Source organism: Bacteroidota bacterium, assembly GCA_020161395.1.
GTDB lineage: Bacteria > Bacteroidota > Ignavibacteria > Ignavibacteriales > Ignavibacteriaceae > UTCHB3.
Genome location: JAIUOE010000001.1, coordinates 494,758 through 511,794 on the forward strand (window position 1 = coordinate 494,758; position 17,037 = coordinate 511,794).

The following is a 17,037-nucleotide window of genomic DNA, read 5'->3' on the forward strand; positions in this document are numbered from 1 at the left end:
TCTGAGGTTCTTAAAAAAATCAGCTCTTCTTTTTACCTGAAGTTGATTTTTTGATCTTTGGTTGAGCCGGTTTCTTTGATTCCGGCTTTTCTGTTTTCTTCGCCTTTGTTAATGGCTTTGCTTCTGCTTTAACCTTTTTGGTCTTTGTCTTCACTGTTTTTGCCGGCTTGGCTGGCTTTACAGGTTCAGTTTTTGGCTGATAGATTGAATCGTGAAGCTTTGGAATCGCCTGAAGGAACGGCTCAAGTCTGTATCCTGAGTGGATGGCGAGATCTACGAGACCTTCCACATATTGTGACATCGTCTTAATGCTTTGAGTAAAATCTTTCGATTTGAAAAGTTTGAAGATGCTAACAGGGTCTTTCGTTTTTTCGGAATTTTTCCTGACTACCCGTTCTGCATGCCTTAATCCATTTAGTGTATAGATCCAGGTCATCAACTGAACAAACTGTTCTTTGCTGAAGTATTTTATTCCCTGGAATTCATTCACACCGATGAATGCCTTCACTTCCTTTGTCTGGAGAAGAGTTATTGTGGGCAACTGGTCATTCAGTGATTCCTGCTTCCCTTCGGGATTAAATATACCTTTTCGGGTATAAACATTCTCACTTGATTCAAGGATTCTTAGGAGGTCAAACTCGTATTTGGCTTCCTGATATTTGTCACCAAGTCTGATTATCGACTGCCACAATGGTTTTTCCAAAAGAAGCGAGTCATACAGTTCAACCGGTTTTTCACCTGTTGCCTCTTCGATGGTGATTAGGAGTCTTTTAACAACTGTGTATAGAATCAGAATATCGGTGTATATCTGGTGTTCCTCTTTTTTGTTCAGGAGCCAGAAATTATCGATTCTCGCAGAACCTTTTACACCGTCGCTCTGACTGTCGATGAAATTGGCGTATCCTTTAAGAACCAGCAACTCCTTTTTGAGAGATGACATTACAATATTGCCGTTGAACTGTACTTTTTTGTACTCCGCAATCCTGTTCAGAACAATCCCAAACCTCATTGTGAAAGTCGTGCTGAATTCGTTGATTGGCTGAGGATCAGGAACCAGACCGGCGAACTTCTTCATTTCAAGCAGCATTTCCTTGTTGAAGAATTCCATCACGGCATGATGAACATTGATCAGATTCAGCTCGAGCAGGGTGAGAGCGAGAGATGGTGTGCCCTGTCCGTGCAGGAACTGATTGAGACGCAACCAGCTTCCATCCGTGTCAAAGACTTCCCTGAAACCGACATAGACATGATATTCGTAACCGCTTAGTGTCATGCCAAAACCGTCATCGTCGATTTCCCTGCCCGACTTGATGTATTCAAGGCCCGTTATCATATCCTTAAAGGTGTAGTAATAACCGTCGTATCTTTTCAGTTGAAGTGCAGTTGAAAGAGACTTAAACTCAAGTTCGTTGGGAGAGACTTTCTGATCTTCAACATTTGAGGCTTCCCAGTTGTCTTCGGTTGCGGCGGAATCGAGATATTGTGGTTTTACCCTCTTGCCGGCGGAATTTTTAATCATCCCCGAAGTACGGAAGAATGAATTGTTGAAGAAGACGAGAGTTTTTTCCTCACCGAACCTGTTGGTGAACGCAAGAACATTTTCGTTTACATGGCGATAGTCGTCGTGGAAATCGAAGAGTTCAAAATTCTTTACCTGTGAGAAGAGGTAGCGCTTTTTGAGGAGAGGGAAAATTTCCTTCCGGTGTCTTTCAACGAGGTGGTCGTCAACAAACTCATTGTAATATGCCTTCCGGTATTCCATTCCGTATTTTTCGGTAAAGCCTTCTATCTGACCGTGAGCGAACATCGGAAGTCCGGGAAGTGTCGCCATCATGACGCAGATACCGAAATATTTGTCCCCTTTTCCAAACTGGTTTATAGCGGTTTCTTCGTCAGGGTTACTCATGAAGTTTACATACCGTTTCAGAATCTCGGGATCGAATTCAATCGTATTTCTGATGAGATTCCGGTATTTATCGTTTTCTTCCTTCATGAACATGTGCATGAAGGCTGAGTTGTAAACCCTGTGCATACCGAGGCTTCTTACAAAGTAACCCTCCATCAGCCAGAATGCTTCTGCGAGAAGGAGTGTATTTGGCATCTCCTCATTGAATCTGTCCACCACTTCACGCCAGAATTCCTTTGGCATCATTTTGTGGAAAGTCTGTTTCGATATTGCATAATCGGAACGGGAGGGGATAGCTCCACCGGCACCCGGAGCAGGGAACCACAGCCTTTGATAATGCTTTTTACTTAAAATCATTGCCGCATCGAAGCGAATAATCGAGAACTTCGATGCCACTTTCTGGATGGTTCTTATAAGTTCCTCACGAACGACGGGATCGAGAAGATTAAGCTGGGCGGTATCGTTCCACGGCATGTTTGTGCCGTCGTTTCCGTGATAGATGTAGCGGGTTTTCCCGTTTCTTCTGTCGATATGCTGGAATACAACTGCCGCATCCTGACGGGTGTAATAACGGTCTTCGATTCTGAGTTCTATGTCGGGATTGTCGGAGAGATTAGGACCCGAAAAAGTGTAGTTGGGATACGGGGGTTCCTGAGCCTGAATGAAATATTCGGGATGGTCGATTATCCACCTTGAGTAAATTCCTGTGTGGTTTGGCACCATGTCGCTGGCAAGTCTTATCCCGCGGGCAGCACATCTGTCACGAAGATTTTCGTAAGCCCGTTCGCCTCCGAGTTCGGTGGCGATGTCATAATCATAAAGTGAGTAGGCAGACGAAGCCGCTTCCGGATTTCCGCAAAACTGTTTTATTTTCGCCGAGGCAGTTGATCTTTCCCACACACCGATGAGCCACAGGGCATTGAAATTCCATTTTTGCAGTGCGTCGAGTTCCTCGTCCGGAATTTTGTCGAGAGTGTCTATTTTTCTCGCGTATTTTCTCGAAAGCTGATCGAGCCAGACAAGGGTGTTCTTGGCGATCATAACAACATTTGGCATCCACTCAATGTCTTCAGTGAACCGCTCTTCCTCGACCATAAAGCTGAGTTCAACATCATCAAAATCGATTGGTGCCGGTTGCCCTTTTTTGAGCGACTCTTTTAGTTTGGCTGCATATTCCTTGTTGAAATCGTATTTTGGTACCGGTGGGGTTCCTTTTCCGCCTCCGCCACCCTGAAAGAGTCTTGCGTCTTCCTTAAGGAGATCGGAACCGAGGAGAACGAGGTCTTCCAGGGGGAAATCGAGTCCGAGGGGCCAGAATGCCCTGAAGCTTTTTAACTGCTCAACTATTTCGTAGGGATTTGAGAGGATTACCGATTCCAGTGCATCTATGAGGGAGATGCCAAAAAACTCTGCCGGCTCCTCTTTTTGGAAAAATGTCTTCGCTTCTTTGATCAGGACTTTATATTTAGTCCCTTCCTCAAGAGGAGCGCTGTTGAACATTTCCTTAAGGGAGTCAAATGCGGGATTTAGATTTTCGAGGTGAAGAATGATCAATTCTTCAATTATGATCTCTTTGTTGGCTTTTTCGTCTGTGTAGCCGGCGAGGTATTCCTTTACTGTGGAGGTGCCTTTATAAACAGAAAGTGGCGGAAAAACCTCCACATACCTTTCGAGCACTTTTGCGAAGTCGTCGCCACCGAGCATTTCGGAAAGATGATTTACGGTACGGGAAAATACGCCCGGATTTTGAACCTGCTCATAGTTTCTGAGCACAAGGTGAATGAGTTCGTGCAACAAACCGAGAGCATTTATCTGCCCGGGTGTTACAAGCTTGTCAGTGAGTTTCTCCTCCGTTCTTTTACGGTTGATTCTCGCTGCAAGTCTCCTTGATGCTGCAAAATTGGCAACAATGAGAGTGCCTGTCTGTGAAAACAGTTCCTCTTCGAAAGCGTATTTACCTCTGGCTTCTTTAGAGACATGGAAATAGCGAACGGACTTGTCAAGATCACAACCCGGGTATATCTCCTTTAGCCTTAAAATCATCTTTAAACTCCAAATTTTCAACTTTTCAAAATAGAATGCGACACAGCCCGCAATTCTCCTAATATAGATTAGGACAAGTTGAAAATTAAGAAATTTTTCTGAATCTTAGTAGATTATTTCCTTAATCAGCTTCAGTTTCTCTGTCTTTTCTTCGCTGAATGAGATGGAGTTCAGTATCCTTTCCTTCACAGCTTCTATCTTTTCAGGGTCTTCGCCATCAAGATAGCCAATTTCCTGTCCTTTGTAATAATGCTCACCAACTTTTGCCTGAAGATGCAGCCCTGACTTGAAGTCGATATCATCTTCCTTTGCCATTCTTCCGGCTTTCAGATCGATAAGGGACATGCCAATCTCATAGCCGTTAATGGCTGATACATAACCCGTTGCAGGAGCATACAATTTTTCTCTGATGGATGATACGGGATATTTTTCGGGATTTACGACGAAACTGATGTCACCACCCTGAGCCTCCACGATTTCGAGGAATTTGTCGAACGCCTTGCCTGTACTTACCATTCTCCTGGATATTTCAATTCCTTCCTCTATTGTCTCCGCTTTTCCGCCAAGCATTATCATGGCACCCGAGAGAGCGAATGAGATTTCACACAAATCTTCGACATAAAATCCCTTCAGAACATCGGCGGATTCCTGAATTTCATTCCAGTTTCCTGTTTTGTATCCGAGTGGCTGGCTCATCTCGGTGATCATCGCGATACACTTCTTGTTAAAACTCTTCGCCACTCCCTGAAGACCTTCGGCGAGGTTTCTCGATTCTTCAAGGGTTTTCATAAATGCACCAGAACCCGTCTTTACATCAAGTACGAGACCGTCGGTACCCTCTGCCATTTTTTTGCTCATTATACTTGCGATGATAAGAGGAATTGTAGGCACGGCACCGGTGACATCTCTGAGTGCGTACAGCAGCTTGTCCGCAGGGGCAATCTCGGCTGTCTGACCAATGATAAGACCCCCCTGTTTTTTCATAATTTCACGGTATTGCTTGATGTCAATCCGGGTGTTTAATCCGGGAATTGCCTCCATCTTGTCAAGTGTACCACCTGTGTGGCCAAGACCTCTGCCCGAGATCTGTGGTGATTTGATGCCGGCTGCGACAACAATCGGAAGAATGATAAAAGTTGTTTTGTCTCCGACTCCCCCTGTAGAGTGCTTCCCGATTTTTTGACCCGGGATGTCTGAAAGATCGATTATGGTTCCGCTGTAAAGCATCGTCTTTGTAAGTGTGTTGGTTTCCCTTGCGGAAAATCCCCTGATAAATATTGCCATTAAAAGTGCTGCAGCCTGATAATCGGGAATTTTTCCCTGTGTATAGGCGTTTATAAAAAATTCAATCTCTTTGTCAGACAGTTCCAGACCGTCTCTTTTCTTTACTATAATTTCTACCGGATTCATCCATTTTTCCTAAATTTTAACCTGTAAACTTACTAAAATTTGATGTTAAATTTCATATTTGCAAAGTCTATAAAGGTTTATGCCCTCATTTAAAGAAAGGCTATGATTATATTAAAGTTTAATTTATCAAAAATTATTGTTTTTATTCTTTTTGAAAATAATTACCAACCGGTATAAATACCCGAAAGGTTGTAAAATATGGAAATAATCGTGAACTCCGCACCAAGTCTCGAGTCTGAGAGCAGAAGCAAGGCGGAGGTGTTGCAGACGCTTGAAACCGAAGTGGCTGCCATGATGGATGAACATCTTCAGAAAAGAAGATTGTGGTTCCCAAGTGATTTTCTTCCTGCTGATGAAAAGATGAGCGACGATGAACTTAAAAACATCCAATTGCTCCGCGAACGGGCAAGAGGAATGGATGATTCTGTAAGGGTGTCTGTGGCACTTGGACTTCTGACAGAAGAGGGTCTGCCCCACTTCCACAGACTTCTTTCCACCTACCTTGGTGATGAAAGTGTATGGAAGACCTGGAATTCCATCTGGACTGCTGAAGAGGACCGGCACGGTGGAATTCTGAGAGATTACGCACGCGACTCACGACTTTTCAATTTCAGGTGTGTCGAAATTATGCAGTACGCTTATCAGGAAGCCGGATTCAGACCAGACTGGGATAAAGACCCCTATCGCGTTTTTGCCTACACCTCACTCCAGGAAAGGGCAACTCAGGTAACCCACTCAAACACCGGAAAGGCTGCCGGGAAATATGAGCCAGTGCTGGAAGGAATTCTCTCTTCCATTGCTGCCGATGAAGCAAGACATTATGCTTTTTACCGAAAGGTTATGAAGTCTCTCTTTTCGATTGATACCAACAGGGCGCTTGAATCTGCTCTGAACATCCTGCCTTCAATCGAAATGCCCGGTTTAAGCATGCCCAATTTTAAGGAAATGGCTGATGTGGTAAGGAGATCGGGAATATACGGTCCGTGGGACTATAAAAAGATAGTTGAAGATGTTTTGAAGTTTTGGGAAGTGGAGGCTCTGACCGGATTGAATGAAGCCGGAAGAATTGCACAGGATAAACTGCTCGCCATCCCCAAACGGTTAAAACAGGTAGCTGAATATATCGACAGACGAGTGGACACAAAGTCCTTCTCATTTGACTTTATCTATCACAGAGTGTTCGCAATTTAATATTATTTATTTTATATAACTTGCCGCGTTTGGCTTTATTTTTCTTTGCGGTTTTATTTGTTTATTTTTGTAACTTATGAATTTCAAAGAAGATACAATCACGGCAATTGTCACTCCTCTTGGAGTCGGCGCCATTTCTGTCATCAGGATCAGCGGTGAAAATGCCATTTCCGCCGCTGACCGGATATTCCAGGGTAACCAGTCACTCATTAGCGCAGCTTCCCACTCCCTTAAATACGGGAAAATTATCTCTCCCGACGGCGAAATTGTCGATGATGTGGTCGTGTCAATATTTAAAGCACCCAATTCCTACACAGGCGAAAACTCAATAGAAATCTCCTGCCACGGGAATCCAACAATTACCAGACGGATAACGGAACTGCTGTACGATCTTGGAATCAGAAATGCTGAACCGGGCGAATTCACCAAAAGAGCTTTTCTGAACGGAAGAATCGACCTCTCACAAGCGGAAGCAGTGATGGAACTCATTTCAGCCCGTTCCGAAGCTTCACTTCGCGGAGCAAGAAATCAACTGGATGGACTCCTCTCTTCCAAAGTAAATGAACTTCGCTCCATGCTTGTTAACACCTCATCACTGGTTGAACTGGAACTCGATTTTGCCGAGGAGGATATCGAATTTGTTGACCGGCATGAACTCATAAAAAGAATCTCGAACATCATCTCCGAGATCGACCTGCTTCTCTCGTCTTATGCTTTTGGAAGGGTTATTAGAGATGGTGTGAATGTCGCCCTTGTCGGACAACCCAATGTGGGAAAATCCTCACTTTTAAACTACCTGCTCAAAGAGTACAGAGCTATCGTAAGCTCCATCCCTGGTACCACCAGAGATATCATTAGAGAGGAAGTGGTGATTGACGGAGTGCTGTATCGCCTCTTCGACACCGCCGGTATTCGACAGACGGATGATGAAATTGAAATTGAAGGAGTAAAGCGAAGCAGAGAGGCAGTAAAGAATGCAGACCTGGTACTCTTTATAAACGATGTTGTGCAAAACATCTCAGTTGATCTTTATGATGAAATTAAAGAATTAATAAGCGAAAACAAAATCATCGTAGTACTCAACAAAGTGGATATAAAGCATACCTCTCTCCTGAAAGCCGACATTTCGATATCAGCAAAAACGGGTGAAGGTATTTATGAACTTTTTGATCTCCTGAAAGAGAAAGCTCTCGGTTCCGAGTCATACAGCGAGAAAGGTGCGGTTGTGTCAAATATGCGACACTACAACTGCCTGAAGCAGGCAAAGCAAAATCTCGAAAATGCCCGGGAATCGTGTAACCTGAATCTAAGTGGAGAGTTCATATCGGTCGATCTGAGGAATGCCGAAAACTCACTCGCTGAAATTACCGGAGAGATTACAACCGATGATATCCTGAACAATATTTTTATGCACTTCTGCATCGGAAAATGACAAATCTTTATAACAGAAATTATCTTAAAGACAGAAGAAAAAACCTCCGGAACAACGCAACTTCCGCTGAACAAAAGTTGTGGGACGAACTAAAACACAAAAAGACCGGTTACAAATTCCGAAGACAATACAGCGTCAGCAACTACATTCTTGATTTTTATTGTGTTGAACTAAAACTCTGCATTGAACTTGACGGTGATTCCCACAACGGCGTAGACGCTGTTGACCACGACCTAGCCCGTGATAAATATCTAGAAAGTGTCGGAATTGAAACTTTAAGATTCTTTAACGAAGAAGTCTTTAATGATATTAACAAAGTTTTGGAGAGAGTAAGGATTTATTTTCCTCCTGGTTAGTTTCTGATATTGTGATTTTAGAAGGTTCCGACCGCCCCCCTGCCCCCCCTCCTTGTAAAGGTGGGGGGGAGCGTAGATTTTATTTTGGGGTGGTGGTCTGGGTTTTTCGGGCGATTTAGCTTTCTTTGATCGAAGTTTTAGGGGCCGAAACTTCACTTTTCCATCGACAAGTTTTGTGCACCTCTCCCCCCACCTTTATAAGGAGGGGGGAGCGTAGATTTTATTTGTCGATGGGGGTTTGGGTTTTTCGGTTGATTTAGGTTTTTGTTTTGATATTTATATCAGTCGAAACCTTACTTCTCCACCTACAAGTTTTATAGATCCCTCCCCCCACCTTTCTAAGGAGGGGGGTTGGGGGGGGCGGTACAGAGGGGTAATTTCCCTAAAGTTCTGTCGATTTTAATGATCTTTTTTCGAGCTTTTTTGGTTCTTTTTGGATTTGTTTTTTCGGTGGTGGTGAATGACTACCGCCCCCCCCTGCCCCCCTCCTTGTAAAGGTGGGGGGAGTGTTGCTTGAGGTTTGGTGACGGGGTGTTTAATTGTCGATTCGCCTTGGGTTTTGGAATTTTTGTTTTAGAAGTTTTTAGCTCCCGAAAGTCCAATTTTCCATCGACAAGTTCTAGCTACCTCTCCCCCCACCTTTATAAGGAGGGGGGTTGGGGGGCGGTACTGGAGCATTTAACTTGTTTTTTTGGGTTAGGCGGTACGGGGGCGGTACAAATGTTTCACATGAAACAAATTACACTTTTCATTTTTTAACATAATTGACAACAACACAACTATTAAAATGTTTCACATGAAACAAAACAAAAGATTAAATGCGTAAATATGATGTAATAGTAATTGGTGGCGGACATGCCGGAATAGAGGCATCTGTCGCTGCTGCAAGAATGGGATGTAAAACAGCCCTCGTTTCGATGGATAAGTATGCAACTGGAAGATTATCATGTAACCCCGCAGTAGGCGGAACGGCAAAGGGTCATCTGGTGCGTGAAATTGATGCTCTGGGTGGTGTTATGGGTGAGATTGCAGATCGTTCCGGGATACAGTTTAGAATGCTGAACAGAAGCAAAGGTCCCGCTGTCTGGTCACCAAGAAGCCAGAATGACAGAGATATTTATTCCCAAATTGCCCTTGAAGTTGTGGAACGGACACCGAACCTTGAAATAATCTCTGAATCCATTGTTGAGATTCTTATTGAAGGTGGTAAGGTTACGGGTGTGAAAACAGCTCATGGTGAGGAAATAGATGCCAGGGCAGTTGTTCTTTCCTCCGGTACCTTCCTGAATGGATTAATGCACACGGGATTACAGGCAACCCCTGGTGGAAGATTTGGAGAAAAACCTGCAACAGGAATCACCGAATCTTTGATAAAAGCAGGATTTGAAACAGGAAGACTAAAAACCGGAACTCCTCCAAGACTTCATAAAGATTCGATCGACTGGAGTGTTCTTGAGGAACAACCGGGCGATGAGTCTCCCCAGCCATTTTCTCACAGAACTGACAAATCGCTGTTCCCGTTTTTACCTCAGGTTTCTTGTCACCTCACTTATACCGATGACAGAGTGCATAAAATACTCGAGAAGGGGTTTTCCAGTTCACCAATGTTTACGGGAATCATACAGGGGACAGGTCCACGGTACTGCCCTTCGATTGAAGATAAAATCGTAAGGTTTTCTGATAAACCACGCCATCAGTTGTTTCTCGAGCCGGAAGGATTGAACTCTGAACTAATCTATGTGAATGGGTTTTCCACTTCGCTTCCTGCAGAGATTCAGCTTGAGGCTTTGAAACTGATAAAGGGACTCGAGAATATTGTCATGGTTCGTCCCGGCTACGCGGTTGAATACGATTTCTTCCCTCCCCATCAAATAGACCTGACAATGGAAACCAAACTGGTTAAGGGATTGTATTTTGCCGGTCAGATAAACGGTACTTCAGGATATGAGGAAGCTGCAGCACAGGGTCTTATGGCGGGTATCAATGCTGCGCTTAAGCTCAGGAATGAAAAGGAACTGGTTCTGAAAAGAAGTGAAGCTTACATTGGGGTTTTGGTTGATGATCTTGTAGGGAAATCAACCACAGAACCATACAGAATGTTTACTTCAAGAGCTGAACATCGGCTCCTTCTAAGACAGGATAATGCCGATACAAGGCTTTCTCATTACGGACACAGAATTGGAATGATCGATGATAATGAATTAAACAGCGTTCGCGAAAAGGAAAACAATATCTTCCGCGGCATTGAGCTTTCAAAATCTGTTAAAATCACCCCCGATATTCTGAATCCTTTCCTTCAGGAATTCTCCTCCTCGGAGGTACAATTCTCCGAAACGGTCGAGAAAATTATCAAGCGACCTGAGATTGACGCATATAAGCTGGGAAGCCTGCTTAATGGAACTGATTCATCTGAACTCAAGACAATCTTAAGCGACAAAGAGACTGCATTTCAGATAGAACTGACCCTGAAATATGAAGGCTACATAACCAGACAGCAGGACACTATCAACAAACTCGAAAAATATGAAGACCGCTCAATTCCCATAGACCTTGATTATAAACAGGTTCAATCGCTTTCCGCTGAAGGAAGAGAGAAACTTTCAAGAGTAAAACCACGAAATATCGGACAGGCTTCCCGCATTTCAGGTGTTACTCCTTCAGATATTTCTATCTTAATGGTATATTTGAATAAGTGATTTAAGATATTTCGGAGAAATTATTGATATCTGTTGATACTTATTTAAGACAACTAACCCACTTTTTTTGGGAAAACAACCAGAACCCTGACGAAAACACGCTGGGAAGACTTGCGTTTTTTGCCGGACTTCTTGCAGAAAAGAACGAAGTAATCAATCTTGTTTCGCGCAAGGATATAGCAAATGTTGTTGAAAATCATGTTTTCATTTCGGCATATATCTCCAAATTTTTACCTGAACGGGCGACCACATTCCTTGACATCGGCTCGGGTGGCGGGCTGCCGGGCATACCATTCGCAATCATGAGACCCGATCTTCAGGGTGTACTTGTCGATTCCATAACGAAAAAGACAAGCGCTGTCTCGGAGTTTGTGGATAAACTTATGCTAAGAAATGTGATTGTCGAAAATACAAGGGTGGAGGGTGTCGAGTTTGTTAAAAAATATGCGGGAAAATTCGACATAATCATCAGCAGAGCAACAGTTGATCTTTTATCTCTCGTCCAGTTCTCAGTCCCCCTGATAAAAGACAAGGCAGCAATGCTCATAATCAAGGGAGGCGATATCACCGCCGAGTTTGAGGAGGCGAAAGCCAAATATGGCTATATGTTCAAAAGATCAACGATCTATGAATTAAGATATAAACCAACAAATACCAAGAATGAAAAAGGTAAAAAACTTGTTTACCTGGAGTTATACAAATGATCCTGAACGGTACCGACCAGTCCCTTTTTAATGAAATTGCCAACCTGTCGACAGAACAGAGAAATCCCCGCTCAATGGAAATAGATGCTGCCTCCGTGGATGAAATTCTCCACATTATGAATGAGGAGGACAAGACCGTTCCGTTTGCCGTTGAGAAAGAGATTCCATATATCTCTAAAGCTGTTGATGCAATCGTAAAGGCACTTAAAAACGGAGGGAGACTGCTTTACTTCGGAGCCGGCACTTCAGGCAGACTGGGTGTAGTGGATGCCTCTGAATGCCCCCCTACATTTGGAACCCCTTTCGGCATGATCGAAGGATATATTGCAGGCGGAAAAGAGGCAATGTTCAGAGCACAGGAAGGTGCCGAAGACCACGAAATAAATGGTGAAAGGGATGTAATTGCCGCCGGTGTTACTGCAAACGATGTTGTGTGCGGAATCGCCGCAAGCAGAAGAACCCCTTATGTAATCGGTGCTGTAAAAAAAGCAAAGGAAATCGGGGCAACTACTGTTTATATAACCTGTACTCCAAGAGAAGCATTTAACATTGAATCGGTGGATATTCCAATCTGCCCCTATGTTGGACCGGAGGTGGTAATGGGCTCAACGAGAATGAAAAGCGGTACTGCACAGAAACTGGTTTTAAACATGCTTACCACCTGCTCCATGATCAGAATGGGCAAGGTTTATGAAAACATGATGATCGATCTCCAGATGACAAACAAGAAACTTGTGGAGAGAGCAAAAAGAGTTGTAATGACCATAACCGGTCTTGGCTATGATGAAGCCACAGAATATCTCACTGATGCAGGTGGACATGTGAAAACCGCACTCGTGATGATAAAGGCAAATGTCTCTGCTGAGGAAGCAAAAAGAAGACTCGATTTAACTGACGGCTTTGTAAGAAAAGCCATAGAATTTGTTGATTAACAATAGATTAAAACATACATTTATATTATTTGTTTTATTATTTTCTTCTGTAATTTCTCAGTCGTCAGACCTCGAGAAATTTGGAGATTACGGGGAGAGTATTTTAAAAACCTCTACCCGGTTCAATAATAACGATCTGCTCAACTACGGAATTACTGCCGGAAGCACTTTGCTGGCATATAATTTCGATGAAGATGTGAACAACTTCTTCAAAAAAAACAAAACTCCCCTTCTTAATCCACTTCGGGAATTCAATAAATATTCGGTTTATGCAGTCTTCGCATCAGCAGGCGCTCTTTATCTTCAGGGAAGTATTTACGATAACGCCAAAAATAAAGACCTGGGATTAAAGCTGGGCTCAGCCCTGATTTATTCCACTCTCGTCAATCAGGCTCTTAAGATGCTGACAGGCAGAGAGAGACCAACCATTTCAGATGACAATTCCAACTTCCACTTTTTCAGGACCTCCTGGGATGAAACTTCCTTCCCCTCGGGCCACTCGACTGCCGGATTTGCATTTGCCTCTGTGATGGCACTTTCCACCGATAATGATCTGGAAAAGGTTGTTTACTGGTCGATTGCCGGTTTGATGGCGTTTGAGCGGCTCTACAACCACCACCACTGGCTTTCTGATGTAGTGTTGGGTTCTGCCATTGGTTATTTCACAGGAAGCCTTATTGGCAGCAAAAACAGCAACAATCCGGCAACCATCACTGTTCCGGTATTCGTTATAAACTACCGGTTTTGATTGAATGGAAAATTTTGAGTTGATCTCCCTCTTTGGGAATTATAAGGAAATCCGAAATATTGTCAAAGCTGTCTCAGCGGAAAAAGGAAAACTTCACACTCTTTCCTACCTTCCTGGCAGTTCGAAAACCCTGATTGCTCTTCAGTTAAAGCTGAAGTTCGACAGAATAATGCTGCTCGTTCCTTCCGTGAAGGATGTTCTGGAAACTTCCACTGAAATCAAGCTAATGGGTGTAAAGTCTCCTGTAATTTCCATTTCTGAATTCAACTCAAAAAAGATTCAGGAGACGCTCAACAATCTTTCCTCTCTGAACGGCTACTTCCTGATCTCCACTTATGATATCCTTCTCGTAAAACTACCTTCCAAAAGGGATTTTTCGGAGAGCCTCTACAAATTTTCTACAGGTGATTCGATATCATACGACAAGTTTGTGGCGCTCCTTGCCGGATACAATTACAAGCGCGAGAAATATGTGGAGGAGAGCGGATTCTTCGCTCAAAGGGGAGCGATAATTGATTTTTGGTCTCACAGTGAATCGATGCCTGTCCGCGTTGAGTTCGATGGTGATTTCATCGAGTCAATAAGGTTTTTCGATCCGGAGAACCAAAGATCGGTACAGATGGTCGATTCGGCTACAATTTCCCCTGAACTGGAAGAGCTCTCGACTAACGATGAGAACACATTTGAGGATGACATTTTCGACTATGTCACTGATTCACTGATAATTGCGGACGATTACTATCTTCGAGAAGCTTCCTACAAGGAAGTGAAGATTTCTGCCCCCGATGATGAAGTAGAGATTGACTCTGTCAGCGAACCCGTCTACAACGAGGATGCATTCCTTGATGAGTTTCCGGAAGATGTTGAAGAGATTGATGAGACAAAAAAGTCTGCTAAAATCGCATTTTCTGAAATTATGAAAAAAGGGGGGAACACCTGGCTCGTCGAATCAGGACTTTCGATTGATAACTCGCTCAGTCTGGATATTGCCGCTGCTCCTTCAATAAACTCCAATTATGCACTTTTGTTCAAGACCCTAACTCAGTTTTCGGAAAACGGGTACAGCATTAATATTGCTGTAGAGAATGATATTCAATTCGACAGACTGAAGGATCTCATCTACAATGCAAAAGATGAATTCGGGTTGATGATCGAAGACGGTACCATCAAATTTACGATGCTTCCCCTGAAGGAGGGGTTCTTCCTTAAGTCCGAGAAAGTTCTGATTCTCTCCGACTATCAGATTTTCGGAAAACCTTTCAGAACAAAAATCGTCAACTACAAAAGAGCTGTCAAGTCGAGAAGAAACGAACTGGCATCGATTAAGCCCGGTGATTTTGTCGTCCACGAAGAGTATGGAATCGGTAGATACGCAGGTCTTCATTCAGTTAAAATCGGTGACATCGAACAGGAATCGATGAAGCTCCTGTTTGGCGAGGGTGGAGTGGTTTTTGTGAATCTTAACTACCTGCATCTCGTAAAAAAATATTCCTCAAAAGAGGGGGTCGAGCCACGCATCTCAATTCTGGGTACCAATACCTGGGAAAATGCAAAGACCAAGGCGAAGAAAAAAATCCGTGAAATTGCAAGGGATTTGATTGAATTGTATGCGCGAAGAAAATCGACAAAGGGGTTTTCGTTCGCCGGCGATACTGTCTGGCAAAAGGAACTTGAAGCCTCGTTTATTTATGAGGACACCCCCGATCAGATAAAAGTGACAAATGAAATAAAAGAGGATATGGAGAGCGTCAGCCCCATGGACAGACTGGTCTGCGGGGATGTTGGCTTCGGAAAAACAGAAGTGGCGGTCAGAGCGGCTTTTAAGGCTGTGCAGGACAACAAACAGGTTAGTGTCCTTGTTCCTACAACAATTCTCGCTGAACAGCACTACAACACCTTCCGCGACCGGTTGAATCAGTTCCCCGTCCGGGTGGAAGTGATGTCAAGATTCCAGTCGAAAGCACGCCAAAAAGAGATTGTGGAAAAACTGAAACAGGGAGAAGTGGATATTGTAATCGGTACCCACCGCCTCATTTCAAAAGATATCGAATTCAAAGATCTGGGCTTACTTATAATCGACGAGGAACACAGGTTTGGTGTGAAGGCGAAGGAGAAGCTCCGTTCGATGAGAGTTAATGTCGATACTCTTACCCTGACAGCGACACCAATACCAAGAACTCTCAATTTCTCACTTCACGGTGCACGCGACCTTTCCATAATGGCAACACCCCCCGCTAACAGACAGCCCGTTTATACAAAAGTCGATCTTTTCGACATCAGGAAAATTCGGGAGTGGCTGCTTTCCGAGTTTGCCCGAAACGGACAGGTTTATATTGTTCACGACAGAATAATGTCGATCCACAAACTTGGTGATTACATAAAACGGTTTGTACCCGAAGCAATAATCGGGGTCGCTCATGGAAGAATGACCCCTGACCAGCTCGAAGATGTGATCCACGGCTTTCTGCAAAGAAAATTTAATGTTCTTCTTTCCACAAAAATTATCGAGTCGGGTATCGATATTCCGAATGTAAACACAATTATCGTAAACAGAGCCGACCGTTTTGGCCTTGCCGAACTTCATCAGTTGAGAGGAAGAGTGGGACGGTCTGACAGACAGGCTTATGCTTTTTTCCTTGTCCCTTCCCTCACCGCACTAAAGAAGCAGACCTTGAAGCGTTTAAGGGCGATTGAGGAGTTTAACGAACTTGGTGCTGGATTTAATCTCGCCATGAGAGACCTTGAAATCCGTGGTGCAGGTAACCTCCTCGGCACGGAACAAAGCGGTTTTATAACAGATGTGGGTTTTGACATGTATATGAAACTTGTGGGCGAAGCCGTGGAGGAACTGAAGCATACCGAGTTTAAGGAAGTGTTCAAGCATCTCGGCAAATCCACTCAGAGAACTGATCCAAAAATCGATACATTCTTTGAAATAGGAATACCCGAACAGTTTATGCCGGATCAGACTGACAGGTTAAACTTCTACACCTCTCTCATCTCCGCCGGCACTCTGAAAGAAATTGATGATATAAAAGAGGAACTTGGTGACAGGTTCGGACTTCTGCCGGTAACAGCCAAAAGGCTCGTCCTGACAGCCCGGATGCGGTACTATGCATCATGGGCGATGTTCGACAGAGTAATCATTCAACGGAACCGCATAATGCTGGTGCTCCCCCACAAAGACAGGGAAGAGTTCTACGAATACAACTTTAAAGTCCTGCTGCATCTCGTAATGACAAAGTACAGGGATTCAATCAAATTTGATCAGCAGCGCGATTCCATGAAATTGATAATTGAGAAAACTTTCGAAACCCCGGAAAAAGTTATCGATTATCTTATGGATTTGTTTCAGCAGATTATGAGTCTTTATGGTGTGAAAAAAGAAGAAACAGAATAAGCCGGGTACTAATCCTGAGTTGTATCCTTTTCTGTCTTCTCTTTTTTAAATGAAAATGTCATCACAAAACCTGTGAATGCTCCGTACAGGGTGGTGTAGAGTGCGTTGCTCTGAATCGGACAACCGTTTTTGCACCCGATAAAGTAATAATATCCGTATCCTGCCAGTCCGCCAAGTAAAATCCCGGCGGTCATGATGATTATTTTTTTTCTGTTCATA

11 protein-coding genes are annotated in these 17,037 nt (G+C 43.7%); 8 read left to right on the top strand and 3 right to left on the bottom strand.

Annotation, left to right across the window (positions count from 1 at the left end; translation table 11 throughout):
- Positions 1-19 precede the first annotated feature (19 nt).
- Entirely contained in the window at positions 20-3,949 is a 3,930-nt protein-coding gene (locus LCH52_01970) for an alpha-amylase (protein MCA0387242.1), read from the bottom strand.
- Between the two features lie 105 nt (positions 3,950-4,054).
- Positions 4,055-5,359 carry a thymidine phosphorylase gene (locus LCH52_01975; protein MCA0387243.1) on the bottom strand — a complete coding sequence of 435 codons (1,305 nt, stop codon included), beginning with the start codon at positions 5,357-5,359 and terminating at the stop codon, positions 4,055-4,057.
- A gap of 210 nt (positions 5,360-5,569) precedes the next feature.
- Between LCH52_01975 and LCH52_01980 the strand changes: the two genes are divergently transcribed.
- From LCH52_01980 to mfd, 8 genes are all read left to right on the top strand, one after another.
- Complete coding sequence (locus LCH52_01980; GenBank protein ID MCA0387244.1) at positions 5,570-6,550, top strand: acyl-ACP desaturase; 981 nt, start codon at positions 5,570-5,572, stop codon at positions 6,548-6,550.
- A gap of 76 nt (positions 6,551-6,626) precedes the next feature.
- Entirely contained in the window at positions 6,627-7,982 is a 1,356-nt protein-coding gene (gene mnmE / locus LCH52_01985; protein MCA0387245.1) for a tRNA uridine-5-carboxymethylaminomethyl(34) synthesis GTPase MnmE, read from the top strand.
- On the top strand, positions 7,979-8,338 hold the full coding sequence (locus LCH52_01990; GenBank protein MCA0387246.1) for an endonuclease domain-containing protein: 360 nt from the start codon (positions 7,979-7,981) through the stop codon (positions 8,336-8,338). Before mnmE ends, LCH52_01990 begins: the two co-directional genes overlap by 4 nt.
- An 818-nt stretch (positions 8,339-9,156) precedes the next feature.
- Positions 9,157-11,034 carry a tRNA uridine-5-carboxymethylaminomethyl(34) synthesis enzyme MnmG gene (mnmG, locus tag LCH52_01995; GenBank protein MCA0387247.1) on the top strand — a complete coding sequence of 626 codons (1,878 nt, stop codon included), beginning with the start codon at positions 9,157-9,159 and terminating at the stop codon, positions 11,032-11,034.
- 23 nt (positions 11,035-11,057) lie between these two features.
- Positions 11,058-11,738 carry a 16S rRNA (guanine(527)-N(7))-methyltransferase RsmG gene (gene rsmG, locus LCH52_02000; GenBank protein ID MCA0387248.1) on the top strand — a complete coding sequence of 227 codons (681 nt, stop codon included), beginning with the start codon at positions 11,058-11,060 and terminating at the stop codon, positions 11,736-11,738.
- On the top strand, positions 11,735-12,670 hold the full coding sequence (gene murQ, locus LCH52_02005; GenBank protein MCA0387249.1) for an N-acetylmuramic acid 6-phosphate etherase: 936 nt from the start codon (positions 11,735-11,737) through the stop codon (positions 12,668-12,670). The genes rsmG and murQ overlap by 4 nt, the downstream gene beginning before the upstream one ends.
- The gene (locus LCH52_02010; protein MCA0387250.1) at positions 12,663-13,418 is read left to right on the top strand and encodes a phosphatase PAP2 family protein; all 756 of its coding nucleotides are present in this window, start codon (positions 12,663-12,665) and stop codon (positions 13,416-13,418) included. The genes murQ and LCH52_02010 overlap by 8 nt, the downstream gene beginning before the upstream one ends.
- A gap of 4 nt (positions 13,419-13,422) precedes the next feature.
- Complete coding sequence (mfd, locus tag LCH52_02015) at positions 13,423-16,818, top strand: transcription-repair coupling factor (GenBank protein ID MCA0387251.1); 3,396 nt, start codon at positions 13,423-13,425, stop codon at positions 16,816-16,818.
- Positions 16,819-16,826: 8 nt separating this feature from the next.
- On the opposite strand, the gene LCH52_02020 is transcribed toward mfd, so the two are convergent.
- Positions 16,827-17,036 (bottom strand): hypothetical protein, encoded by a 210-nt coding sequence (locus tag LCH52_02020; GenBank protein ID MCA0387252.1) that lies wholly within the window; start codon positions 17,034-17,036, stop codon positions 16,827-16,829.
- Position 17,037 lies beyond the last annotated feature (1 nt).